The 25100-nt window shown below is 65.7% G+C and carries 19 protein-coding genes; 7 read left to right on the top strand and 12 right to left on the bottom strand.

The genetic code is table 11. The features are described from left to right. The first annotated feature begins 137 nt into the window (after positions 1-137). Genes LR961_RS05030 through LR961_RS05020 form a run of 3 tightly spaced genes read left to right on the top strand, consistent with a single transcriptional unit; the run spans position 138 to position 4530 of the window. Complete coding sequence (locus LR961_RS05030; protein WP_232147330.1) at positions 138-2003, top strand: assimilatory sulfite reductase (NADPH) flavoprotein subunit; 1866 nt, start codon at positions 138-140, stop codon at positions 2001-2003. A gap of 35 nt (positions 2004-2038) precedes the next feature. Next, complete coding sequence (gene cysI, locus LR961_RS05025; protein ID WP_269670641.1) at positions 2039-3802, top strand: assimilatory sulfite reductase (NADPH) hemoprotein subunit; 1764 nt, start codon at positions 2039-2041, stop codon at positions 3800-3802. Continuing rightward, a complete protein-coding gene (locus LR961_RS05020; protein WP_232147328.1) occupies positions 3799-4530 on the top strand; it encodes a phosphoadenylyl-sulfate reductase in 732 nt (243 codons plus the stop codon). Before cysI ends, LR961_RS05020 begins: the two co-directional genes overlap by 4 nt. A 250-nt stretch (positions 4531-4780) precedes the next feature. On the opposite strand, the gene LR961_RS05015 is transcribed toward LR961_RS05020, so the two are convergent. The 5 genes from LR961_RS05015 to LR961_RS04995 form a co-directional block, all read right to left on the bottom strand. Next, positions 4781-5218 carry a BLUF domain-containing protein gene (locus tag LR961_RS05015; protein WP_232147327.1) on the bottom strand — a complete coding sequence of 146 codons (438 nt, stop codon included), beginning with the start codon at positions 5216-5218 and terminating at the stop codon, positions 4781-4783. 84 nt (positions 5219-5302) lie between these two features. Then, positions 5303-7363: a TonB-dependent copper receptor gene (locus LR961_RS05010; RefSeq protein ID WP_232147326.1), complete on the bottom strand. Its 2061-nt coding sequence runs from the start codon at positions 7361-7363 to the stop codon at positions 5303-5305. A gap of 72 nt (positions 7364-7435) precedes the next feature. Continuing rightward, positions 7436-7903, bottom strand: a complete 468-nt coding sequence (locus tag LR961_RS05005) for a DUF2946 family protein (protein ID WP_232147325.1) — start codon at positions 7901-7903, stop codon at positions 7436-7438. Positions 7904-8316: 413 nt separating this feature from the next. Further along, positions 8317-8610 (bottom strand): hypothetical protein, encoded by a 294-nt coding sequence (locus tag LR961_RS05000; protein WP_232147324.1) that lies wholly within the window; start codon positions 8608-8610, stop codon positions 8317-8319. A 6-nt stretch (positions 8611-8616) separates the two neighbouring features. Next, positions 8617-9600 (bottom strand): LysR family transcriptional regulator, encoded by a 984-nt coding sequence (locus LR961_RS04995; RefSeq protein ID WP_232147323.1) that lies wholly within the window; start codon positions 9598-9600, stop codon positions 8617-8619. 166 nt (positions 9601-9766) lie between these two features. On the opposite strand from LR961_RS04995, the gene cysG reads away from it, so the two are divergent. The 3 genes from cysG to LR961_RS04980 all read left to right on the top strand — a co-directional run bounded on the left by cysG (position 9767) and on the right by LR961_RS04980 (position 12974). Continuing rightward, positions 9767-11230 carry a siroheme synthase CysG gene (gene cysG, locus LR961_RS04990; RefSeq protein ID WP_232147322.1) on the top strand — a complete coding sequence of 488 codons (1464 nt, stop codon included), beginning with the start codon at positions 9767-9769 and terminating at the stop codon, positions 11228-11230. A 21-nt stretch (positions 11231-11251) separates the two neighbouring features. After that, the gene (cysK, locus tag LR961_RS04985; RefSeq protein WP_232147321.1) at positions 11252-12211 is read left to right on the top strand and encodes a cysteine synthase A; all 960 of its coding nucleotides are present in this window, start codon (positions 11252-11254) and stop codon (positions 12209-12211) included. Between the two features lie 172 nt (positions 12212-12383). Next, positions 12384-12974, top strand: coding sequence for an O-acetyl-ADP-ribose deacetylase (locus tag LR961_RS04980; RefSeq protein WP_232147320.1), 591 nt, complete (start codon positions 12384-12386; stop codon positions 12972-12974). Between the two features lie 219 nt (positions 12975-13193). Here the strand turns inward: LR961_RS04980 and LR961_RS04975 are convergent, their stop codons facing one another. The 5 genes from LR961_RS04975 to LR961_RS04955 form a co-directional block, all read right to left on the bottom strand. Continuing rightward, on the bottom strand, positions 13194-14786 hold the full coding sequence (locus LR961_RS04975) for a M1 family metallopeptidase (protein WP_232147319.1): 1593 nt from the start codon (positions 14784-14786) through the stop codon (positions 13194-13196). Positions 14787-15197: 411 nt separating this feature from the next. Further along, the gene (locus LR961_RS04970) at positions 15198-16202 is read right to left on the bottom strand and encodes a class I fructose-bisphosphate aldolase (protein WP_232147318.1); all 1005 of its coding nucleotides are present in this window, start codon (positions 16200-16202) and stop codon (positions 15198-15200) included. 161 nt (positions 16203-16363) lie between these two features. Beyond that, a complete protein-coding gene (pyk, locus tag LR961_RS04965; protein WP_232147317.1) occupies positions 16364-17830 on the bottom strand; it encodes a pyruvate kinase in 1467 nt (488 codons plus the stop codon). A gap of 481 nt (positions 17831-18311) precedes the next feature. Beyond that, positions 18312-18956, bottom strand: a complete 645-nt coding sequence (locus LR961_RS04960) for an HAD hydrolase-like protein (RefSeq protein WP_232147316.1) — start codon at positions 18954-18956, stop codon at positions 18312-18314. Further along, entirely contained in the window at positions 18953-20131 is a 1179-nt protein-coding gene (locus LR961_RS04955) for a phosphoglycerate kinase (RefSeq protein WP_232147315.1), read from the bottom strand. Before LR961_RS04955 ends, LR961_RS04960 begins: the two co-directional genes overlap by 4 nt. Before the next feature lie 82 nt (positions 20132-20213). On the opposite strand from LR961_RS04955, the gene LR961_RS04950 reads away from it, so the two are divergent. Continuing rightward, the gene (locus tag LR961_RS04950) at positions 20214-20771 is read left to right on the top strand and encodes a GNAT family protein (RefSeq protein ID WP_232147314.1); all 558 of its coding nucleotides are present in this window, start codon (positions 20214-20216) and stop codon (positions 20769-20771) included. Positions 20772-20846: 75 nt separating this feature from the next. Here LR961_RS04950 and LR961_RS04945 read toward each other — a convergent pair whose 3' ends face one another. Both LR961_RS04945 and LR961_RS04940 read right to left on the bottom strand, forming a co-directional pair. Next, positions 20847-22229 carry a DUF3999 family protein gene (locus tag LR961_RS04945; RefSeq protein WP_232147313.1) on the bottom strand — a complete coding sequence of 461 codons (1383 nt, stop codon included), beginning with the start codon at positions 22227-22229 and terminating at the stop codon, positions 20847-20849. Beyond that, a complete protein-coding gene (locus LR961_RS04940) occupies positions 22226-24949 on the bottom strand; it encodes a DUF2339 domain-containing protein (RefSeq protein WP_232147312.1) in 2724 nt (907 codons plus the stop codon). Before LR961_RS04940 ends, LR961_RS04945 begins: the two co-directional genes overlap by 4 nt. Between the last annotated feature and the right edge of the window lie 151 nt (positions 24950-25100).

The following is a 25100-nucleotide window of genomic DNA, read 5'->3' as shown; positions in this document are numbered from 1 at the left end:
AGGCTGGATGGCGAGTGTGGGGCTGGCGCCCATACCAGCTGAAATAAACGCAGGGCATGAAGCGATAACCGCTGGTCCTTTCCGCCCAACGAAACCTTTACCTAGCATCGGTCATCCCTTATCAGACCGGACTGGAAATGACCGCCGCCGCCACCGTGCCTCCCAGCCCCTTGCCCGACGACCGCAAGGCCCTGCTGACGCAACTGGTGGAAGGCCTGGACGGCAACAGCCTGTGGTGGCTGTCCGGTTTCGCTGCGGGTCTGGCGCAGGGGCACCCTGCGCCGGCGCTGGCGGTGATCCCCGGCGGCCAGTCGGCCGCCCAGTCCAGCCAGAACCGCCTGACCGTGATCTACGGCAGCCAGACCGGCAACGCCCGGGGCGCCGCCGAGCAGTTGGTGGCCGATGCCGAGGCCACCGGCCTGCCGGTGCGCCTGGTCCGCGCCGACGTCTACCCGACCCGCGAACTGGCCAACGAGCGCCTGCTCTACATCGTCATCAGCACCCAGGGCGAAGGCGACCCGCCGGACGATGCGATCGGCCTGGTCGAATTCATCGCCGGCAAGCGCGCCCCCAAGCTGCCGGAACTGAAGTACGCGGTGCTGGGCCTGGGCGATTCCAGCTACGCCGAGTTCTGTGGCATCGCCCGCAAGCTGGACACCCGCCTGGCCGAACTGGGCGCCACACGCCTGCAGCCGGCCGGCGAGGCCGATCTGGACATCGACACCGTGGCTACGCCGTGGCGCGTGCAGGCGCTGGCCGATGCCCGCGCCAACATCGCCGAAACGGCGGCTCCGTCACCGAGCAACGTCACCCCGCTGCGTCACGTCAGCGCCTACAGCGCCTACAGCGCCTACAGCGCCTACAGCGCCCAGCATCCATTCGCCGCCGAACTGCTGTCGCGCCAGGTCATCAGCGGCCGTGACTTCAAGGGCCCGGCCTACGCCCATTACGGCGTGGCCGACAAGCGCGTGCACCACATCGAGCTGTCGCTGGAAGGCAGCGGCCTGCATTACGAGCCGGGCGATGCACTGGGCATCGTGCACCGCAATCCGCAGGAGCTGGTCGAGGCGGTGCTTTCTGCCACCGGCCTGAGCGGCGATGCCGATGTCACCCACGACGGCCACAGCCGGCCGCTCTCCCAATGGCTGGCGGAGCATCGCGAACTGACCCGCATCTCGCGCCCGCTGCTCACCAGCGTGGCCGAGCGCAGCGCGCATCCTGAACTGAGCCGCCTGCTGGAGCCGGAGCACAAGGCCGAACTGACCCGCGTGTTCGACGACCACCAGCTGATCGACGTGCTGCGCCGCTGGCCGGCCGAATGGAGCGCGCAAGCCCTGCTCGGTACGCTGCGCCCGGCGGCACACCGCTTGTACTCCATTGCCTCCAGCCGCAAGCGCGTCGGTGACGAAGTCCATCTCACCGTCGATGAACTGCGCTACGACGCGCACGGCAGCGTCCATCAGGGTGCGGCCAGCAGCTTCCTGGCCGCGCTGGAGGAAGGCGCCCAGGTGCCGGTCTTCATCGAAGCCAACGAACGCTTCCGCGTGCCCGCCGACGGCAACCGCGACATCATCATGATCGGCCCGGGCACCGGCGTGGCGCCGTTCCGCGCCTTTGTGCAGGAACGTGCCGAGGTTGGCGCAAGCGGACGCAACTGGCTGTTCTTCGGTGCGCGTCACTTCAATACCGATTTCCTTTACCAGACCGAGTGGCAGGACGCCCTGCGCCGCAAGGAGTTGCAGCGCCTCGATCTGGCCTTCTCCCGCGACCAGGCCGACAAGATCTACGTGCAGCAGCGGCTGCGCACGCGTGGCCGCGATCTGTACGACTGGCTGCGCAACGGCGCGCACCTGTACGTGTGCGGCGCGATCAGCATGGGCAAGGACGTGCACGCCGCGCTGTTGGATGTGGTGCGCGAACACGGCGGGCTGGATGAGGACGCCGCCCGCGAGTACCTAACGCAACTGCACACGGAGGGGCGTTATGGCCGGGATGTGTACTGACGGTTGAGCGGTGCTGACTGCGATCTGCGGCAGCACTGGCTTGGCGGCGCACGCCGTTCCTACACACACGTTCCAGGCATAGCGAAGAGAACATGAGCACCCATTCCGTCGAATCGATCAAGGCCGAAAGCAACCGTCTGCGCGGCTCGCTGCTGGAAAGCCTGTCCGACCCGGTCACCGGCGCACTGCGCGAGGACGACCAGACCCTGATCAAGTACCACGGCAGCTACCAGCAGGATGACCGTGACGTGCGCGACGAGCGTCGCCGCCAGAAGCTGGAGCCGGCGTATCAGTTCATGATCCGCACCCGCACTCCCGGTGGCGTGATCAGCCCGGAGCAATGGCTCAAGCTGGACGCCATCGCCACCCGCTTCGGCAACCACTCGCTGCGCATCACCACCCGCCAGGCGTTCCAGTTCCATGGCGTGATCAAGCGCGAACTCAAGGCCACGATGCAGGCCATCAACGCGGCGTTGATCGACACCCTGGCCGCCTGCGGTGACGTCAACCGCAACGTGCTGGTGGCCGCCAACCCGCTGCTGTCCAGCGCCCATGCCACGTTGCAGGCCGACGCCGCACGCACTTCCGAACACCTGCTGCCCAACACCCGTGCCTACTACGAGATCTGGCTGGACGAGGAACGCGTGGCCGGCAGCGGCAGCGAGGAGGAGCCGATCTACGGCGAGCGCTACCTGCCGCGCAAGTTCAAGATCGGCTTCGCGCTGCCGCCGATCAACGATGTGGACGTGTTCGCCAACGACCTGGGATTCATCGGCGTGCTCGACGATACCGGCGTGCTGCTCGGTTATGACGTCAGCATCGGCGGCGGCATGGGCGCCACCCACGGTGATACCGAAACCTATCCGCGCATCGCCAACATCGCCGGTTTCATTCCGCGTGACGCCCTGCTTGATGTCGCCACCGCCGTGGTCACCACGCAGCGCGACCTGGGCAACCGCGACGTGCGCAAGCGTGCGCGCTTCAAGTACACCATCGACGACCATGGTCTGGACACGGTCATTGCCGAGATTGAACGCCGCGCCGGCATCACCTTCCAGCCGAGCCGCTCGCAGCCGTTTGCCCACAACGGCGACCGATACGGCTGGAATGAAGGCGAGGACGGCCGCTGGCACCTGACCCTGTCGCTGTCGGCCGGGCGCATCGCCGACGTCGCCGGCGCGCCGCACCTGACCGCACTGCGGGAAATCGCGCGCATCCACCAGGGCGAGTTCCGCATGACCGGCAACCAGAACCTGGTCATCGCCGGCGTACCGGCCGCGCAGCGCGCGCAGATCGATGCACTGGTGCAGGCCGCCGGGCTGGATGCCGGCAACCAGGCACCGACCGCATTGGCGCGCGCGGCGATGGCCTGCGTCGCCCTGCCCACCTGCGGGCTGGCCATGGCCGAGGCCGAACGTTACCTGCCCGATTTCAGCGCCAAGCTGCAGCCGCTGCTGGAACAGCACGGCCTGAGCGACGCGCCGATCCTGCTGCGCATCTCCGGTTGCCCGAACGGTTGCTCACGCCCCTACCTGGGCGAGATCGCACTGGTTGGCAAGGCACCGGGCCGCTACAACCTGATGCTCGGCGCCGACCATCGCGGCCAGCGTCTGAACACGCTGTACCGCGAAAACATCACCGAGCCGGACATCCTCGCCGCGCTGGAACCGCTGTTCGCGCGCTATGCCGGCGAACGCTCCAGCGACGAAGGCTTCGGTGACTTCCTGCATCGCGCCGGCATCGTTGAGCTGCCCACCTACCCCACCCACCGCCAGATTCCCGTGGAACTGCACGCATGAGCGCCCTGCCCCGATCCTCGAACGATGCCATCTCTCCGCTTCCGGATGACCTTGGCGTGCTCAACGCCGAGCTGGAAGCGATGGACGCGCAGGCACGCGTGCGCTGGGCGCTGGAATACGCACCGGCTTCGCATGTGCTGTCATCGAGCTTTGGCGCACAGTCGGCAGTCACCCTGCACCTGCTCAGCAGCCAGCGGCCGGATATTCCGGTGATCCTGATCGACACCGGCTACCTGTTCCCGGAAACCTACCGCTTTGCCGACGAGTTGACCGATCGCCTCAAGCTCAACCTCAAGGTGTACCGCCCGCTGGTCAGCCGCGCGTGGATGGAGGCGCGCCATGGCCGGCTGTGGGAACAGGGCGTGGTCGGCATCGAGCAGTACAACAACCTGCGCAAGGTCGAACCGATGAAGCGCGCGCTCGACGACCTGCAGGTCGGCACCTGGTTTACCGGCCTGCGCCGCAGCCAGTCGGCCAGCCGCGCCAACACGCCGGTGCTGCAACGTCGCGGCGAGCGCTACAAGGTCAACCCGATCGCCGACTGGAATGACCGCGAAGTATGGAAGTACCTCAAGCAGCATGACCTGCCCTACCACCCGCTATGGGAACAGGGTTACGTGTCGATCGGCGACTTCCACACCACGCGCCGCTGGGAACCGGGCATGCGCGAGGAAGACACCCGCTTCTTCGGCCTCAAGCGCGAATGCGGGTTGCACGAAGAGATCTGATTCGCGCGGCGGTATGGCACGAATGGAGGTGGACTTGCGTCGCCTCCATTCAGCCAGTTTGCAATCACGGCACGGGCTCGTCCCGGCATTCCCGCGCAGGCGGGGATCACTCCAGAAGCCAGGTGCTCACCCGCAAACGCGGGAGCACCCAATGCACCTCGCACGTCGAGATCGCGACGGCGCTTGGCGGACGCAGCGTTGACTCATCCACGCGAGCATCCTTGCAGCGTCCACGGCGCCCAGGCATCCATCAGGCCACACGCACCTGCCGCTCCCAGAACGCCAGCAGGTCCCGCAATGCCGGCGTGCCGCTGCCTTGGCCCACCTCTTCCTGCAGCTGCTCCAGCGCGTGCAGCCATTCCGTGTTGCAGAGCTTCTGCAGCACGCTGCCGTGCGGGTTCCGACAGCTCATGTGCCAATGATGGAAACGCGGCCGGTGCAGCGTGTAGTCGTGCAGCTCGTTGATCTCCACGTGCATGCGCGAGTTGCGGATGCGCTCGTAGATGCGCTCCGCGTTTTCCTCCGGGCCTTCGAAGTACTGAAAAAACTGATGCCCGTCGTACAACAGCACGCCGGTGACGCCGGCCACTTGGTTGTGGGCACGCGCATCCACCAGCAGATGGTCGATGTCTGCCAGAGTCAAACCCGCTACAGCGGTACTCAGGTATGCCACTGCACGATATGCCACGCTCAGTCATCCTTGCTGGAGGCTGAACGGAGCATGCCACAGTGCCCCGCTACCGTTAAGTGGTATCGGGGCACTTCGCATCACTCAGTAGCGATAATCCAGTTTCAGCCAGAAAGATCTGCCAGGCTCATTGATCCGCACCGGATCGGCAGGAAAACCGAAATCCGCATTACCGGCGAGATTCAGATGCTCGGCATATGTCCGGTCAAATAGATTGTCGACGCCGGCACTGGCCCGCACGCTCCGGTTGATGCGGTAACTGGCATTGAGCGCGAACGTGGCAAATCCCGCCGTTGGCCCAAGGTCCTGCGCCACCACGTTGCCCTGCCCCGGACTGACGCGGCTCTGCTGGGCAACCACGCGCAACAACGCACCGGCCGACCAGCGCTCACGTTCGTAGGCCGCACTGAAGCGGCCTTCCAACGGCGGGATCTGCGGCAGCGGCCGGCTCTCATCGCGGTTCTCACCCCAGGCGTACGCCAGCGTGCTGCCCAGTTTCCAACCCTGCACCGGGCGCCATTCCAGGCCTGCTTCGGCGCCTGCGATGCGCGCGTCCACGTTGCTGGCCTGGGTGCTGCTGCCCATCATGCCGCCGCTGCGGTAGTTGAACAGGATGTAGTCCTGCAACCGGCCCGCATAGGCCGACACCCAGGCATCCAGTTCCTGGCTGCGGAACTGCAGGCCCAGATCCAGCTGGGTGGTGGTCTCCGGCTTCACTCCGGCAAAGGCATTCACGCTGCCGGCCGGGCCGGTATCAGCGGAGAACAGTTCCCAGTAGTCGGGCATGCGCTCGCTGTGGCCCAGGCCGGCGTACCAGGTCCAGGCCTGGCCGTGGTCACGCTCGTAGCGCAGGAACCCGCTGCCGAGCTGTTCCTGACGGGTCTTGCCAGCGGTCGGGTTGGGCATGTTCATCATGCCGACGCGCTGGCGGAGGTCCTTGACCTCCGCAGTGTCGATGCGCAGGCCGCTGATCCAACGCTGCGCGGTGCCCTCGCCGACGGTCAGCTCAGTGAACACGCCGTGGGAGTGGAATTCGGCATCGCGCGTCCATGGCGTCTGCTTGTAGGTGCCCCGCCCCATCCCATTACGACTGCGATGGCGGCTGTCCTGGGCATCGATGCCGGCCACGATGGCCACATCCTGCCAACGCCATTCACTGCTCACCCGGCCGCCGGTGGTACGGCGCTCCACGTTGGATGCCATCGGCATCGGCATGCTGCTGTCCGGGTTCGGCGTGCGCAGCGTGTAGTTGTCCATCACGTGGTCGGCATTGTTGTAGTACAGGTTGGCCTGCAGCTTGTCCCAGGCGCCTGGCAGGTTGTCCTTTTCAAAGCGCAGGCCGTAACTGCTGCGCTCGAACGCTGCCCCGTCCATGCCACGCCCGCCATAACGGGCCAGCGCATTGCCGGTGCCTGCGCTGAGTTCAAGCACGGTATCGGCATCGGGCGTCCAGCCGATGGCCGCATCGGCATTCCATTTGCGCCAGCGCGACGGCACCACATCGCCGTTTCCATCGCGGTAATCATCCGACTCGGAGCGGTTGCCGTTGATCCGCACGTAACCCGGCGTGCTGCCGAAACTGGCATCGAGCATCTGGTCGTTGCGGTTGTTGGAGCCGGTCAGCGCGCTGGCCTGCAGTTCCATGCCCGGCGCGGTGAAGCGCGGCGTATCACGCTCGAAGCGCACGGTGCCGGCCGATGCACCGGCGCCCCAACGCACGCTCTGCGGCCCCTTGATGATGGTCAAGCGGTCGTAGGTTTCCGGCGCGATGTAGGACAGCGGATTGTCCATCCGCGATGGGCAGGCACCGATCAGGTTGCCATCGTTGCTGAGGATGTTAAGCCGCGAACCGGACATGCCGCGCAGCACCGGATCGCCATTGGTGCCGCCGTTGCGGATGGCCGCGAAGCCCGGAACGGTCTTCAGGTAATCGGCGCCATCACTGGCCGGAACGGGCTGGCGCGGCAGGCGCGGATCGGTCACCCAATGCAACGGTGAGGACGGTGCGGCGGCGGTGACCACCAGCGTATCTAGGGTCTGGGTGGCTTGGCGATCATCGGCGCGCGCCAGTTGCGGAAACAGCGCCAGGCAGACGCAGGCGGACAGGCACGCCGGAACACCCGGCATGCGGGAAGAAAAGTACATGAGGCTCTCCAATACGACACAGCCACGCGCTGCCGGAAAGCAGCGCGCGACAAAGAAAGTGGTAGGTGTCTTTCAGGAGAACAGCGGTGGGCCACGCGCCGGATGTGCCGGCCAGCGCAGGCTGCTCGGCAAGGTAATATTGCGCGGGGATTCCGGCGCAAGCCGGTACAGCAACGGTGCCAGCACCAACAACACGGCCAGCCATGGCAACAGCCGCGAAGCCATGGTGCAGTAGTCGCAGGCCTCACCGTGGGCGGCGTGCGGATCGGCCGGCGCTTTCTGTTCTGCCGCTTCAGCGTTGCCGCCTGCCATGTGCAGGGCGTGCCCGGTGCCGTCCATGCCGTGATGGCCGGCGTGAGCATTTGCGTGCACGCCGTGATCCATCGCAGCCCCGCTATCGGAGTGCATCGCCATGGTCATTCCGGCGTGCTGCATCTGCCCGGCCTGCACCCAGCGGCTGACCACCGGCGCCACCGCCATCAACAGCGCAGCGGCGAAAGCCAGCAGGAGCAGGACAGATTGGAAGCGGGTCGCGCGCATGAGCCGGGCATTCTATCGGCGCGCATCTGTTTGCCCCGCTGTGCGGGGTGCGACCGTTTGACGCAACCGCGGCGACCGCAGCAGCCGAACGTAGGAGTGGCCTCGGCCGCGGAGCTGGCATTCCGATGAATACCGATACGTCCGCCATTACGCGCTGCATCCGATGGAAGGCCTACGCGCCCGAATCTCGACCGACGTCCGCAACCTTGTAGGAGCGGCGTAAGCCGCGAAGCCAGTGTTATCGCCGCAACCAGCTTGTGTGCAATTGCAGCTGTTCCTGCAACCCGAACCCGCATCAGCTTCGCGGCTTACGCCGCTCCTACGACAACAGCACCTCCATCGCTGAACATTGCGCGGCGGGCGTTGCGCTGCGCCCATTCCCGCTGACGGCCATGTTCTCCGCGATTACCGATTCAGCGCTGGGGTGACGCCGGGTCATCATCATGAGTCGTCACAATTGACCAATGGCCGGCAAGCAATCGATTGGACTCGGAAACGAAGTTTGAACGGTATGCGGCGTCAGTAAAGCGAATAGTGAACTCGCCGCCGCTTCGCTTCCACGACGCATGCGTGCTGCCACCCCACCCGATCTGCGGAAAAGGTGCCTGCTCGACGCATTGGGCAATCGCACGCAGGCAGTGCAGCACCGTGACGTCGCCGGTTCTGCAGGTGATGCTGAAGTGATATGCGGCGTGATTGGCAGACACGTCGACTCAACTCGTAATCGTCTGCGTCAACGATTCCCACGTTGGCGGCTTGGGCCAATTAGCTTCCTGGTTGCCGTCCAGCACGCGGCGCAGGTCGCGCTTGTCGATCTGCGGGGCCAGTACATGCACCAGCTCCAAGGCGTAATCACGCAGCACGCGGTCGCGCGGCAGCACCGCCCAGGCAATGCACTCCGGGATCGCCGCCGGTGCCGGCCATGCGCGTAGATCGGTGTCGTTGCCGCTGACCGCCATTTCCGCCAGCAGGCCCACGCCCAATCCGGCACGCACGTAGGTCTTGATCAGGTCCGCATCCAGCGCGGTCAACGCCAGATCCGGCTCCAGGCCCTGCGATGCGAAGGCACGCCGCAGCGATGAACTGGCGCGGGTGGAGGATTCGTAGCTGATCAGCGGATGCTCGGCCAATGCGGCCATGTCCGGTGTCTTGCCGGCACGCTCCAGCGGATGCCCCTTGGGGACCAGAACCAACCGTCGCCAGCGGTACAGCGGCACGGCGATGCCGGTGGTCGGTTCGCTGCCTGCGGTGCTGATGATGGCGATGTCGGCATCGCCCTGGCTGAGCAGGTCCAGTGCGTCGCTTTCGGCAGCCTGTTGCAGGTGCACGCTGACCTGCGGATAGGCCATCTTGATCCGCGCCACCGCTGGCGGCAGCACGAAGCGCGCCTGGGTGTGGGTGGTGGTCAGGATCAGCTGACCATGGCTCTCGCGGCGCTGGTTGGCCGCGTAGGTGCGGATGTTGTTGGCCTCGGCCAGCACCGCACGGGCGCGGCTGATTACTTCCTCTCCGGCCGGCGTCACCGACTCCAGGCTGCGGCCCTTGCGCACGAACAACAGGAAGCCCAATTCATCCTCCAGCTGCTTGAGCTGTTTGGACAACCCCGGCTGGGTGGCATGCACCCGCGTCGCGGCGAGCGTGATGTTGAGCTCGGCGTCGGCAATGGCAACGAGGTAGCGCAGTTGGGTCAGGGTCATCGCAGTGTCGGGGCTGAGGCGTCAGAAAGAAGCGCAGGTTGACTGTAGGCCAAATCACCAACGCTTCTTATAACTGAAAGTTATTTTTACGGCGATGCATGTCATTTCCGGGCGCCCGGGGCCGGGGCTACGGTCAGCGGCCATCACCCAAACCACCTCCGCCACCTTGGACACCGCCTTGTTCCCGCTGTTCGCCTCCCTCAAGGGCAAGGCTGTGCTGGTTGTTGGTGGCGGCGCGGTGGCCGAGCGCAAGGTACTGGCGCTGTTGCATGCCGGCGCCCTGCCCCGGCTAGTTTCGCCCGAGCTGTCGCCTGCACTGGCCCAGCTGCACCAAGGCTTGCGGGTGCAGTGGCTGCAGGGCCAATTCGACCCGCAATGGCTGGCCGATGACATCTGGCTGGTGATCGCCGCCACCGACGACACCGCCACCAACCGTGCCGTCGCCAGCGCTGCCGAAGCCCGCCGGCTGTTCGTGAACGTGGTGGACGACGCACAACTGTCCAGCTTCCACGTGCCGGCCGTGGTCGAACGCGGCCCGCTGCAGATCGCCATTTCCAGTGGCGGCGCTGCACCGATGGTGGCCCGTCATGTGCGACGCCAGCTGGAACAGCTGTTCGATGGCGCCTGGGGTGCTCTGGTGGAACTGATCGGCCAGCACCGCGGCAGCATCCGCAGCCGGTTTCCGGAACTGGGCGCGCGTCGCCAGTTCTTTGATCGCCTGATCGAAGGCCCGTTGCTGGGCCTGTTGCGACGCCGCCAGGACGGTGCCGCGCAGGCGTTGCTGGCACAGACCATCGCCGGCCAGGCAGCCACCACGCATGGCTCGGTGGTGCTGGTCGGCGCCGGTTCCGGCGACCCGGGCCTGCTCACCCTGGCCGCGCTGCGCGCGCTCAACCAGGCCGACGTGATCCTCTACGACCGGCTGGTCAGCATCGAGGTCCTGCAACTGGCCCGGCGCGATGCCGAGTACATCGAGGTCGGCAAGTCCGCGCAGGGCCGCAGCACCGCGCAGGAACACATCCACGCACTGATGCTCGAACATGCCCGCGCCGGCCGCCGCGTGGTGCGGCTCAAGGGCGGCGATGCCTTCGTGTTTGGCCGTGGCGGCGAGGAATTGCAGTTCCTGCGCGCCCATGACGTGCCCTACGAAGTCGTCCCGGGCATCACCGCCGCACTGGCCTGCGCCGCCTACGCCGGCATTCCGCTCACGCACCGCGACCACGCCCAGCAGCTGCGTCTGGTCACCGCGCATTGCCGGGATTCGATGGACACGCTGGACTGGCCGGAGCTGGCCAAGGCCCGGCAGACGCTGGTGTTCTACATGGGCGTGGCCGCGCTGGAGCAGATCCGCGAGCGCCTGACCGGTGCCGGCCTGCCCGCCAGCACCCCGTTCGCCCTGGTCGAGAACGGCTCACGCAGCAACCAGCGTGTCGTCACCGGCCAGCTGCGTGATCTGCCCGACACCGCCCGTCAGCATCAGGTGCAATCACCGGCCCTGCTGATCCTGGGCGATGTCGCCGCGCTGGCCGACGAGCTGCACTGGTTCGGCAGCGCCCCGCTGCATGCCGCATCCACCATTTCCTCACTTCCCGCAAAGACCTCGCCGGCCACACTGGCCGACGCCGCCTGATCGCCTTTCACGGAGCTCCCAATGGCCATCTACAACAGCATCCTGGACACCATCGGCAACACCCCGGTGGTCAAACTCAACCGTCTGGCGCCGGCCGGCGTGGATGTCTACGCCAAGGCGGAATCGTTCAACCCCGGCGGCTCGGTCAAGGATCGCCTGGCGTTGGCCATCATTCTCGATGCCGAGAAGAAAGGCCTGCTCAAGCCCGGCGACACCATCGTCGAAGCCACCTCCGGCAACACCGGCGTGGCGCTGGCGATGGTCGCCGCCGCGCGCGGCTACAAGTTCGTGGCGACGATGGTGGAAACCTTTTCCATCGAACGCCGCAAGCTGATGCGCGCCTACGGCGCCAAGGTCATCCTGACCCCGGCCGCCGAGCGTGGCAGCGGCATGGTGCGCAAGGCCAAGGAACTGGCCGACCAGCATGGCTGGTTCCTGGCCAGCCAGTTCACCAATCCTGCCAATCCGGCCTTCCACCGGCAGACCACCGCCGCCGAAATCCTGCGCGACTTCGCCGGCAAGCGCCTGGATTACTTCGTCAGCGGCTGGGGCACCGGTGGCACTCTGACTGGCGTTGGCGAAGTGCTGAAGCTGGCGCGCCCGGACACCCGCATCATCGCCACCGAACCGGCAGGCGCCGCGCTGTTGGCCGGCAAGGAATTCACCCCGCACAAGATCCAGGGCTGGACCCCGGACTTCGTGCCGGAAGTGCTCAACCGCGAGGTCTACGACGAGCTGTATTCAATCCAGGACGAACGCGCCATTGAAGTCTCGCGCCGGCTGGCGGCCGAGGAAGGCATCTTTGTCGGCATCTCGGCCGGCGCCACGGTGGCTACCGCACTGGAAGTCGCTGCCAAGGCAGAAGCTGGTTCGGTGATCCTGGCCGTACTGCCCGATACCGGCGAGCGCTACTTCTCCACCCCACTGTTCGCCGACATCAACGACGGCTCGGACGACGACTGGCTGGCAGGCCTTCCGTAATACCCGTTACCCGCCGTCACACTTTGACCATGAAGGCCGCCCTGGTGCGGCCTTCGTGCTTTCCGTCATCCAATCGCGGCGTTTGAGACAGCGCGCGCCCAGACTTCCCCGACGCCGGGCGTGTACGCGTCCGTCACGTCTTTCTCATTCATGGCGGTGGAAGATCAGAATCATGAGCATCGAAGTCTGGCAGGGCGACATCACCGAACTGGCCGTTGACGCCATCGTCAACGCGGCCAACGAAACCCTGCTGGGTGGTGGCGGCGTGGATGGCGCCATCCACCGCGCCGCCGGCCCTGGATTGCTGGCCGAATGCGAGCGCTTGCCGGAACTGCGCCCCGGCGTACGTTGCCCCACCGGCGAGGTGCGTGCCACCGCAGGTTACGCATTGCCGGCCCGGCATGTGTTCCATACCGTCGGCCCGGTGTGGCGCGACGGTCGCCATGACGAAGCGGCGCTGCTGGCCAATTGCTACTGGCAATCGCTGCGTCTGGCCGAACGGATGGAGCTGGAATCCATCGCGTTTCCGGCGATCAGCTGCGGTGTCTATGGATACCCGCTGCACCAGGCTGCCAGCATCGCCATCACCGAAACCGTCACCTGGCAGAAGAGCCACGCCCGGCCGCTGCGTATCATCCTGGTCGCGTACAACGCAACGGCCTTCAAGATCTACCAACAGGCATTGGCCGGCGCCGGGCTCGCGCAGGAGCCCGTGGCTTCGTCTGTCGCGCCACCGGCCAACGGCTGGGTTCCCGCGCACTGAGTCGGTGCAGCTGATTGTTGTAGAACCCCTGGTGCTTACCCCTCCCCAACCCTCCCCTTGCCTGCGGCAAAGGGAGGGGGCCTGAAAGCAGTAACCCTGCGTCCTGTCCGAACAGCATGAATCGCTCCCTCCCTTTGCCGTAGGCAAGGGGAGGGTTGGGGAGGGGTAGCTTCCCGACAGCAGAAACCTCACCCGTCCCACCCAAGCCCACAAACAACCTCAGAGCTCGCCGCCAGTCGCGTAAACCCAATCATCGAAGAACGGTTGCAGCGAATGCCCGGCAGCCGTTTCCATCGCCGCCTGGAAATCCGCCGTCACCACCGAGCGGCCATCATTGGCCCGCGTGTACTCACGCAGGCCACGCCAGAACACTTCCTCGCCCAGCGTCTGCCGCAAGCGGTGCAGTACGTACGCACCTTTCTGATAGACCACCGCACGATCATCGGCACTGGGCTTGTTCCAGTCCGGGTACACCAGCGCGCGGTCGCTGCCCTTCGCGCGCAACGCCTGCACTCGCGTACGCCAGCTCTCCACCATCGTCTGGTACGCCGCCTCTCCCTGTGACTGCTGCAACCACGCTGCGGTCATGAAATTGGCCATGCCTTCGTTGAGCCAGAAATGCTCCCAACCAGCACAGGTCACACGATTGCCCCACCATTGGTGCGCGGCCTCGTGTGCCATCAGCGCCAGTTGCGATGGATCATCAAGCACCCGCTGCCCATAGGCTTCGGACATCACCGACAAGCCCGCCATTTCCTGGCCGATCGTGCGCGCCACCAGCGCCTGGCTGTAGTCACCTTGATAGGCAAGCCCGGCGCGATCGGCGAAGAAATCCAGCATGCCCCCGGTTGCGGTGAACACCTGCTGCAACTCCGCCTGCGAACGATCCACCGCGTAGTAATTAAGCCTCGTCTTGCCATGCATCTGCTGCACATGCCGGTAAGGGCCGGCGGCAAATCCGTAGACGTAACCCGGCATCGGTGTACGCAGATGCCAACGGTGCTCCATGCGCCCGCCACCCAGATCACGTGATGGCAACGCATCGCCCACCGCGGTCGCGAGCAACTCTTTCGGCAGACGCAATGCCAGTTCCAGCGTCGCGCGCTCATCAGGCGCATCGATGGAGGGCATCCATTGGCTGGTGGAGAAGATCGTATAAACCTCGTTGCGGGCCGCAGCGAACTCCAGCCCGAATGCTGGCTTGCCCTGATACTTCAGCTCAACGCTGGACTCCTTGCCCGCCTGCAGCGGCTCGGCAAGGTTGATGATGAGCCTTCCATTTTCCTGCGCGAAGGCCAGCGGCCTGCCGTTGTGCTGCGCCGATGCGACGACCAGCGCACCGCTGTCCAGCACCAGCTGCTGCAACGGCGCATCGGCCGCGCGAAAGCGCACCACTTGCTCGCCATGCACTTCACCGGCGGCGATATCCAGATCCAGCGTCGTCGTGTAATGCAGGACGTCGAAGCCTCGTTTTTCTGCTGCGACAGCGGATATCGACGACATCATCAGCAGCGTCACGCACGCCCTTCGAATCATGCCTTTGCGCATCCTGCAGCCCTTGATGGAAAGCAGCGATTGTAAGCACGGCGACGCGTAGCCCGGGGCGCTGCGGGGTTTGTGCGATGTCGCGAAAAGCACCCCTCCCCAACCCTCCTCTTGCCTGCGGCAAAGGGAGGGAGCAAAAAAGCAGTGGCCACGCGCGCGCGGCGGCGTGCCGCCCTTCATGATCTGCCCCCTCCCTTTGCCGCAGGCAAGGGGAGGGTTGGGGAGGGGTAAGTTCCTGCAACTGCAAACAAGCTGCGGAAAGCACATTGCGCCGCTTCTACTTCGCCCGTGAACAGTTCTTAGCAGCGGCGCAAACCGCGAAGCCATCCCCGCAGCGAGCATGCGGCCACCTACAATTGCAGATCAGGCCTTCGCCTCCGCTCCGTCACCGGCTTCGCGGCTTACGCCACTCCTACAAGGGGCATGCGGACGTCGCCCACCAGCACAACCACGCAAACGAAACCGCCGGCACAAGGTCGGCGTTTTCAATCCATCGCAAGCAATGGGCAACTTGCAATGGCAAGCCAGCTCCTCGCCCCCCCCTTCATCGGCTTCGCTGCGAACGCGGCTCCCACAAGTACGAGGGAAGCATGCAGGCCTCGCCCACCACCACATGCCACACAAACGAAAACGCCGGCACTGGGCCGGCGTTTTCAATCCATCACAAGCGGTGGGCGATCAGCCGTTCCACTTGCCCAGGGCAGCCTGGCCGTTTTCCTTGGCACGCTCGTACACGGTCTTCTGTGCAGCGGCGTAGTTGCCCTTCATGTCCTTGGCCCACAGCTTCAGCGCGGCCTGCTGCATGGCGCGGCCGTAGGAGAAGCTCAGCGGCCACGGCAGGTTGCCGACCTGGTTCATGGCGTTGAGGTGAGCGGTGGACTGCTCGTCGCTCTGGCCGCCGGACAGGAACACGATGCCCGGCATGATGGCCGGCACGGTCGACTTCAGGCACATCACGGTCGATTCGGCCACTTCTTCCACGTCAACCTGCTCGTCGCAGGTCTTGCCCGGGATGACCATCGAAGCCTTCAGGATGGTGCCTTCCAGCACCACGTTCTGCTGGTACAGGGCGTCGAACAGCGAACGCAGGGTGGCTTCGGTGACTTCGTAGCAGGTTTCGATGTCATGGTCGCCGTCCATGATCACTTCCGGCTCGACCATCGGCACCAGGCCGCATTCCTGGCACAGGGCGGCATAACGGGCCAGCGCGTGGGCGTTGGACTCGATGCAGGTGCCCGACGGCATGCTCTCGCCGATGTTGATGACCGCACGCCACTTGGCGAAACGGGCGCCGAGCTTGTAGTACTCCTGCAGGCGCTCACGCAGGCCGTCCAGGCCTTCGGTGACCAGCTCGCCCGGGCAGCCGGCCAGCGGGTGCGCACCCTTGTCGACCTTGATGCCCGGGATCATGCCGTTGTCGGCCATGTACTTGGCGAACGGCACGCCGTCCTTGGTCGACTGGCGGATGGTTTCGTCGTACAGGATCGCGCCGGAGATGTGCTCGTTGAGCTTGGGCGTGGTCAGCAGCAGCTCGCGGTAGGCACGGCGGTTCTCTTCCGTGTTCTCGATGCCGACGCTGGCAAAGCGCTTGGCGATCGTGCCGGTGGATTCGTCAATGGCGATGATGCCCTTGCCCGGGGCGACCATTGCCTGGGCGGTTTCGGCCAGCAGTTCGATGCTCATGAGGTTCCTGTAACAGGGTGCGGGAAAACCGGGATTATAGCCCGCCCCGCTCACCGGCTGGCCGCCGGCAAGGTCTGGAACCGCTTTCAGGGGTTTTACCGGGACAATTCCTGTCCGCTCCGATCAGTTTCTGACCGGAGCGGTGGCTTGCTGAAGTCCGCTCAGAGGTCGCCCAGGCCGCCGGCGCGCCCATCGGCGCCCACTTCCAGCAGGCGCAAGGTGTTGGTGGCACCATGGGTTTCCATGTGCTCGCCACTGGTGAACACCACGCGGTCGCCGGCTTCCAGCAACCCGGACTCGACCAGCAGGCGGATGCTGCCGCGTGCCGCTTCGCGCGGCGTGAAGCCGCGGCTGTCGAAGTTGATCGGGAACACGTCACGCATCAACGCCATCTGCCGACGCGCACCGTCGTGGCGGGTGACCGCGTAGATCGGCGACTTGGCACGGAAACGCGACAGATAGCGCGCGGTGCCACCGGATTCGGTCATCGCCACGATGGCGCGCACGCCCACGTGCTGGGACAGGAACATCGTCGCCATGGCAATCGCCTGGTCGGCACGCTCCAGGTTGCGCGGCGAAGCGTTGAAGTCGGTTTCGGTCTGGAACTGGCGCTCGGCGCCCAGGCAGATGCGGGCCATCGCTTCGACCGCCTTGACCGGGTAAGCACCGGCTGCGGTTTCAGCCGACAGCATCACCGCGTCGGTACCGTCGATGACCGAGTTGGCCACGTCCAGCACTTCGGCACGGGTCGGGATCGGGCTTTCGACCATGGACTGCAGCATCTGCGTGGCGGTGATCACCACCTTGTTCTGCGCCAGCGAGGCCTTGATGATTTTCTTCTGCAGGCCCGGCAACTCGGCATCACCGATTTCCACGCCCAGGTCGCCACGCGCCACCATCACCACATCGCTGGCGTCGACGATTTCCTCGAGGTTCTCGATGGCTTCAGTGCGCTCGATCTTGGACACCAGCGCCGCATCGCAACCGTGCTGCTGGGCGATGGCGCGTGCATCGTTCATGTCCTGCGCGTTGCGGCAGAACGACACGGCGATGAAGTCCACGCCGATCTTGGCGACGATGCCGATCAGTTCCTTGTCACGCTCGGTCAATGCGCCCAGCGACAGGCCACCGCCCTGCTTGTTCAGGCCCTTGCGGTCAGACAGCACGCCGTCGTTGAGCACGGTGTTGATGATGCGCTCGCCCTGCACTTCGACCACCTGCAACTGCATCAGGCCGTCATCGAGCAGCAGCACGTCACCCGGGCCCACGTCCTGCGGCAGGCCCAGATAGCTCACGCCCACCTGGCTGGCATCGCCGGCAGGTGCACTGGTGCTGGCGATCAGGTCGAAACGGTCACCGGCCTTGAGCTGCACCTTGCCTTCGGCAAAGCGCTCGATGCGGATCTTCGGGCCCGGCAGGTCGGCCAGGATGCCCACTTCCACGCCCACGCGCTGCGCAGCGGCACGGACATCGGCCGCACGCTTGGCCTGGCCGGAGGGATCGCCGTGGGAGAAGTTCAGACGGACCACGTTGACGCCGGCGCGGAACAGATCATCCAGCACGCCTGGGGCGTCGGTAGCCGGCCCGAGGGTGGCGAGGATCTTGGTGCGTCGCTGGCGTTCGGTCATGGTGCTTCTTCTCCCTATGAAGCCTCCGAAAGTAGCACATCCATTGCATGACAACGATGTCGCATACGATTTCATAAATCACTTTCTGCACTGTCCCAAAGACAGCGCGGACAGTGCGTCCGGACATACCGTACGGTATGACAACGCAGGTCCTGCGGCTGTCCTGCATGGGGTGCCAGACGGCAGTGATCGCGCCGTGGCTGAAGCCTTGCAGTTGCGTCGTCGGCGGCAGCGTCAGCGAAGGACAACTGTTGCCGCCTGCGAAGGACACACAGGACATGACCGAGCCATCAAGCCATCACGATGGCGGCAAGATGCGGCGGTGCGAATGCCTGCGCCGCCCTGGCAGGAGATCTCCCGCGCAGCGTCAGGATCGTCATTCCCGCGAAGGCAGCAATGACGGATCAAGGAAAATGCCATCCCCCTGAAAGAACAAAGGCCCCGGAAACCGGAGCCCTTGGTCCAATCATGCGCGACCCGATCAGGCGCGCAGCAACGCCGCCAACTCTTCCGGCGTCGAAGCCAACACTCCGGCACCGGCGGCCTGCAATTCCTCGCGGCCACCAAAGCCCCACAGCACGCCGACATTGCGCATGGCGTGATGACGCGCGCCTTCGATGTCCATGCGGCGGTCGCCGATCATCCAGCACTGCGTCGGCTGCAGTGACAGCCGCTGCAGCGCCTCGGCAATCAACTGCGGCTTGCTGCTGCGCGAACCATCGGCGGTGGCGCCGATCACATCCTCGAAGCAGCCACCAAACGGCAGGTGTTCGATGATCAGGCGTGCATGCGGCTCGTTCTTGGCGGTGACCACCGCCAGCCGATGACCGGCCGCATGCAGGCCCTGCACCACCTCGCCGATGCCGGCGTAGATGTCGTGTTCCTGCCAGCCGATCACTTCAAAGCGCTCCCGGTACAACTCCACCGCCTGCTCCACCCGCTGCGCGTCGCCGAGCAACGGAGTGAAGCTGGTGCGCAGCGACGGGCCGATCCACTTGCGCAGCTCGACCATCGGCGGCACCGGCTGCTGCATCTTTTCCAGCGCGTACGCTACGCAGCGGGTGATGCCGACCGCCGAATCAATCAGCGTGCCGTCCAGGTCGAAGAAAAATACATCGCGGCTCACGAACCGCGGGCCTCCAGCGCGGCGACTGCCGGCAAGGTCTTGCCTTCCAGGAACTCCAGGAACGCGCCGCCGCCGGTGGAGATGTAGCTCACTTCCTTGGCGATGCCGTACTTGTCCACGGCGGCCAGCGTGTCACCACCACCGGCGATGGAGAACGCCTGCGAGCTGGCGATGGCGCGGGCCAGTGCCTCGGTGCCCTTGCCGAACGCGTCGAACTCGAACACGCCCACCGGGCCGTTCCACACCACGGTGCCGGCCTTGGCGATCAGCTCGGCGTACTGCGCGGCGGTCCGCGGGCCGATGTCCAGGATCATGTCGTCCGCTTCCACTGCATCAACCGCCTTGACGGTGGCCGGTGCGTCGGCGGCGAAGGCCGGTGCAACGACCACGTCGGTCGGCAGCGGGATTTCGGCACCGCGTGCCTTGGCGTCAGCATCGATCTTGCGGGCGGTGTCGAGCAGGTCGTTCTCGACCAGCGACTTGCCCACGCCATGGCCTTCGGCGGCGATGAAGGTGTTGGCGATGCCGCCACCGACGATCAGCTGGTCCACCTTGCCCACCAGGCTGGACAGCAGCTCCAGCTTGGTCGACACCTTGGAGCCGGCGACGATGGCCAGCAGCGGACGTGCCGGGTTGGCCAGCGCCTTGTCTAGGGCATCCAGCTCGGCCATCAGCAGCGGGCCGCCAGCGGCGACCGGTGCGAAGCGGATCACGCCATGCGTGGAAGCCTGCGCGCGGTGCGCGGTGCCGAAGGCATCCATCACGAACACGTCGCACAGTGCGGCGTACTTCTTCGACAGCGCTTCGTCGTCCTTGCCCTCGCCCACGTTCATGCGGCAGTTTTCCAGCAGCACGATCTTGCCCGGGGCCACTTCAACGCCATCCACCCAGTCCTTGACCAGCGGCACGTCCACGCCCAGCAGCTCGGACAGGCGCTTGGCCACCGGCGCCAGCGAATCGGCCTCGCTCCACACACCCTCCTTCGGGCGGCCCAGGTGCGAGGTGACCAGCACCGCAGCGCCCTTCTCCAGCGCCAGCTTCAGCGTCGGCAGCGAGGCGGAGATGCGCTGTTCGGAGGTGATCTTGCCGTTCTCGTCGATCGGCACGTTCAGATCCTGGCGGATCAATACGCGCTTGCCGGAAAGGTCGAGGTCGGTCATGCGAACGATGGACATGGCAGGATCTGCTCCGCAGGGGGTAGGAAACTCCCATTTTCGCCCGCCCCGTCAGCTGGGGGCAAACCCAAGGGTCAATCCGATGCAGACACGCCTTCCCCAACCTGAACTACGCAGCGACCGGCTGCACCTGCGCGACGTCCGCATCAGCGACGCCCCGGCGCTGTTCAGCATCCACTCCGACCCGTCGGTGATGCGCTACTGGAGCTACCCGGCCTGGACTGAACTGGCCCAGGCCGAACAGAAGGTGGCCGACATCCAGCGCCAACGCCTCGAACTGGACATCCTGGTCTGGGCCATCGCCGATGCCGCCAGCGACCGGCTGATCGGCACCAGCGCGGTGTTTGCACTGGATCTGAAGCAGGGACGCGCCGAGATCGGTTACAGCCTGCATCCGGAGTGGCAGGGACGCGGCTTGGCCACCGAAGCATTGCGCCTGATCCTGGGCTATCTGTTCGACCAGTTGCAGCTGCGCCGCGTTGAAGCCGACATCGACCCGCGCAATGAGGCCTCATGGCGGCTGCTGGAAAAACTGGGCTTCATCCGTGAAGGCCTGCTGCGCGAACGTTGGCACGTCAACGATGAAATCTGCGATACCGCGATTTACGGCTTGCTACGGCGGGATTTCAAAGCAAGCTGAAACGGCAGGGCGGAGCCACGCTCCGCCGGGGTCTCACCGCTGAGTCGCTCCTGCCGAGGACGGCTCGGCACTACCTCAGGTTTCGTTCTTGTCCACGCGGCTGCTGCGCACCAGGCTGAAAGCAAACCCGGCAACCACCAGCGCACCGATCACCAGCACCGCCCACAGCAGCACGTTCTTCCAATCGCGCGGCGGCTTGGCCGGCTGATAGGCCGCCTCGCCCGCGCGCGCGGCACTGCCGCCAAGCGTGGCGAATGCCGGTTGCCATTGCGCGCCATTGCGTGCGCGCAAGGCGTCCAGCATCGGATCAAGTGCCGCCTGCATGTCACCCACGTTCGCGCTGCCTGCAACCAGCAGATACGGCGCGCGCCCCTGCGCAAGAAACACCACGCTGCCCGGGCGGTAACCCAGTCGCAGCAGCGGTGCTTCCGATGGCACCGAACCCGCCTCGGCCAACAACCGCCACTGCCTGTCGGTGATCACGCCGGAAGTTTCCAACGGCGACGAACGCTGCTGCTGGCCGGCCTCACTCAGGCTCCAGGCATTCCAGCCACGCCGCAGCAGTTGCCAATCCGGGTTGATGCCGTCGGCACCGGGGCGATCCGGATCGCGGCTGAAGACGCTCCAGCTCACCGCACTGTTGGCCGGCATCCGCACGTCCATACGCTGGATCGGCGGGCGTCCCTGCAGTTGGTACTGATAACCGTCCTTGGCGCTGCCACCGGCTGCGGCGGTGAGCTCCAGCCATTGCCAGTCACCGCTATCGACCGCATCCACCACTTCGCCACGCAGCGCGCGCAGCGCCGGTGCGCTGGTCCGCTGCAGCGGCACCAGACGCAGGTAACGCAGCGCGCTGTCCACCTTGATGGTGTTGTTGCGCAGCTCGCGGCCCTGGTTGTTCAACTGCACCAGCCGCACCTGCGGATCGAGCACCTGCCAACCACGAAGGTCGTCGCTGCCTTCCAACCGGTAGCCCAGGTCCAGCGACGCGCCGGCATCGGCCCAGTCCACCAGCAATGCACGCACCCTGCCGGCGTCATCGCCGAGATCCACCAGCCATACCGGTGCCGCAGCGCCAGCACTGCCACCGCTACCGACCGAGTTGCGGATCGACAGCACCTTGCCGCGCGTGTCGCGCTCGACCACCACGCTCAGGTCGTCATCGGCCGTGGCCGCCACCGGCAACGCGAACCATTGTAGCTCCACCCGGCGCACCGGCCCGGACAATGGCGTTGCCGCCGCATACACCGCGCTGGCAACCGGCTTGCCATCGGCATCGATCACCCGCACATCGCGCAGGTCGCGCCAATGCGCGGCAGCGTAGACCGACGCGTCCAGCGGCACCCGGTACGCGCCGGCATCGGGCTGCGACAACTGCAACGGCCATTGCCGGGCGAAATCATCGGCAGCCTGCGCGCTCAACGGCAGCAGGGCCAGCCACAGCAGACGCTTGATCATGTGGACGCTTCCTCGTTGTTGTTCGTTGCTTCGACCATCCGCCGTGGCGGCGCAGGCGCCAGCCAACCGACCAGCGTGCACAGCAACCCATAGGCGATGAACGCACCAATGCCGAGCAGGTCACCCAGGTTGCCGCGGTCAATCAGCAGCAGCTTGGCCAGTACCACGCCCATCAGGATCGCGCCGGCCAGCCACAAGCCCCACTGCCCGCGACGCGAGCCGGACACCCAGCCCACCACGCCAAGCAGGCTCCACACCACCGTCAGGCTGGTCTGCGCCAGCTGCGTGCCGATCAGTCGGTCGCCCCACGCTTCACCGCCCCAATGATGCACCGCGCGCAACGTCATCACCGTGACCAGCGCCAACGCGGCCAACGCCATGCCGACCAGCTGCGCCGGCGGGATGCGTGCGTCACGCCCCTGCCACAACCACATCGCAACCAGCACCAGCACCGCGATCTGCGCCAGCTCCAGCGGGTTGAACACCACGATCCACGGCAAGGGCGCGGCACTGCCGGCGCTGGCCAGCGCCGCAAACCACCACAACCCCAACAGACCGAACACGCCGGCCTGCAATGCCGGTCGGTAGCGATCAAACTCTGCTCCCAGCGGCTGCCTCAACCACATCCAGCAGCGCATCGACAGCCAGGCCAGCAGCAACCACGGCAATGCCAGCAACAGACCAACCCAGCCTTCGGCCAGTTGGAAACGATCACCGATATGCCAGGCCAGCAACGACAGTACCGTCGGCCACAACAGCCACCACGCCAGCTGCGACAACCCGGCGACCGTGCCACTGCCGGCGCGCAGGCACAGCAGGCTGCGGATGCCCAATGCAGCGAACAGCGGCCACGCCCAGGCACCGTGACCGGCGAACGGCTGGCCGTACTCGGACACCTGCAGGAACGCCACGGGGAAGGCCAGCACCAGGCAGCCCAGCGTGGTCAATGACAAGGCCTGCGCCGGCGTACGGCGGTGCACTTCGGCCGCCAACCAACCGGTCACGCCCAGCATCACCAGCACCGCATGCAGGCGGCTACCGAAGTCCACGAAGTCGCTGATCTCCATCGTGATGTTGCCCAGCCACCAGGCCAGGCCCCACACATAGGCAACGGTGGCAACCTGCAGCTTGCCGGCGCCGCGATACAACCAGGCGGTAGTGAAGCCGGCCAACGCAATCAACAACGCACCCATGAACGCCGCGTTGGCAATCACCGTCGTGTCGGCATGCAGCCCCCTGCTGGAGCCCAGCACCATCGCCGCAGCGGCGACCAACTGCAGGCCGATGCCGCTCCAGCGTGCGAGACGACGATCCTGCATCAGGCCCAGCCAGACCAGTCCCGCACCTTCCAGCGCGAATACCGATGCGGTAGCTCGCGCCGACAATGCCAACGGCACCGCCAGCGTGGCGAAACCCACCGCGAGGATGGCGTAACCGCGCGCAAGCACTTCCAACCGTTCCTTGTTGATCAATGCGCGGGCCAGCACCGCATACAACACCGCAACGCCCAGCGCGCACAACGCCAGCGGCATGCGCTCACCCTGCAGCAGCCCTGCCTGCAACGAGAACGCGATCAACGGCGTGCCGAACAACAGGCAGCCATCGATCCGCGCACTGCCCTTGGTCGCCGCCTTGCGGGCGTACAGCAGCGGCAGCAACAGATAGAACGCGAAGAACAGCACCAGGAACGGTTCGGTGCTGCTGAACTTGGCCGGCTCGTACGCCAGCACGCCCCATGCGGTACCGATGCCCCAGGTGAACACGAAACCCAGCAGGTTGAGGATGCGCCATGGCCGCACCCAGGCAATGGCGAAGATACCGGCATTGAGCAGGGCGTAATACGAGAACAGGCCGACATGGTTGCCGCTGTCGCTGGACAGCCAGATCGGCGCCATGAACCCGGCCAGCACGCCGAGAATGGCAAGCGTGCGCGACTCCTGCAGCACCGCCATCACCGACAGCCCGGCAATCAGCACCACGCTGATCAACAACGCCGGCACGGCATCGATGAAGCCGTAGATCTTGAACGCGGCAAACACCGTCAACAGCAATACGCCGATCGCCCCGCCCTGCAAGGCCAGCGCGAACGTCCGATGGCTTTCGCGCTTGCGCCAGGCAAACACCAGTCCCACCAGTGCCGCCGCGCTGATACCGATCAAGCGGAACTCATCGGAGATGCTGAACCAGCCTTGGTCGGTGGCGTGCTTCAGCAATGCCGCCACACCGGCCAACAGCACCAGCATGCCGACCTTGACCGGCACGTTGCCGCTGGTGAACCAGCGTTTGATGTGTTCGATGCCGCGCTCGACCACGCCCGGCTCAGAAGGCGGTGGCGACGTCCATGCCTGCTCCACGCGGGCGACCGGCACGACAGTGGCAGGTTCCGGCGCGGCGCGGGCTGGAATGGGACGCTCCGGCTCCGGCAACGGGGGTATTACTGGCATGGCGACGGCAGGCGGTGCCTGCTCCGACGGGACCGGCGCTTCCTCGGTAAGCGTTGCTGCCCCTTCGCCATCGGACTCGGACTGCATCCACGCATACGGTTGCTGTGTCGTTTCGGCTGGCTCGGCTTCAGGCCGTGGCTGGGCCATGGCCGTCTCCAGCGCGGCTACCCGGCGCTTGAGCGATGCCACCGACACCAAAGCGATCACCAACAGCACCGGCATGGCCAGCACCGCCACCAGCAACAACACTCCCAAGATCACCAACGTGTCGTCCATTTGCCGTCCTTGTCCCCAATGGGGTGCCGAACCACCTTATCCACGCACGATGGAAACGCAAGAAGCCCCGCCCCCTCAACCACCGTAACGCTGGGCCGTGCCAGGGATCGCCCCCGGTAGCGCCGAGCCATGCTCGCTGGGCCTTCCCGGC

This window comes from Stenotrophomonas sp. SY1 (assembly GCF_021202945.1).
Taxonomy (GTDB): Bacteria; Pseudomonadota; Gammaproteobacteria; order Xanthomonadales; family Xanthomonadaceae; genus Stenotrophomonas.
Note: the sequence above shows the minus strand (reverse complement) of the source record. Positions and strands in the feature narration are given on the sequence as shown.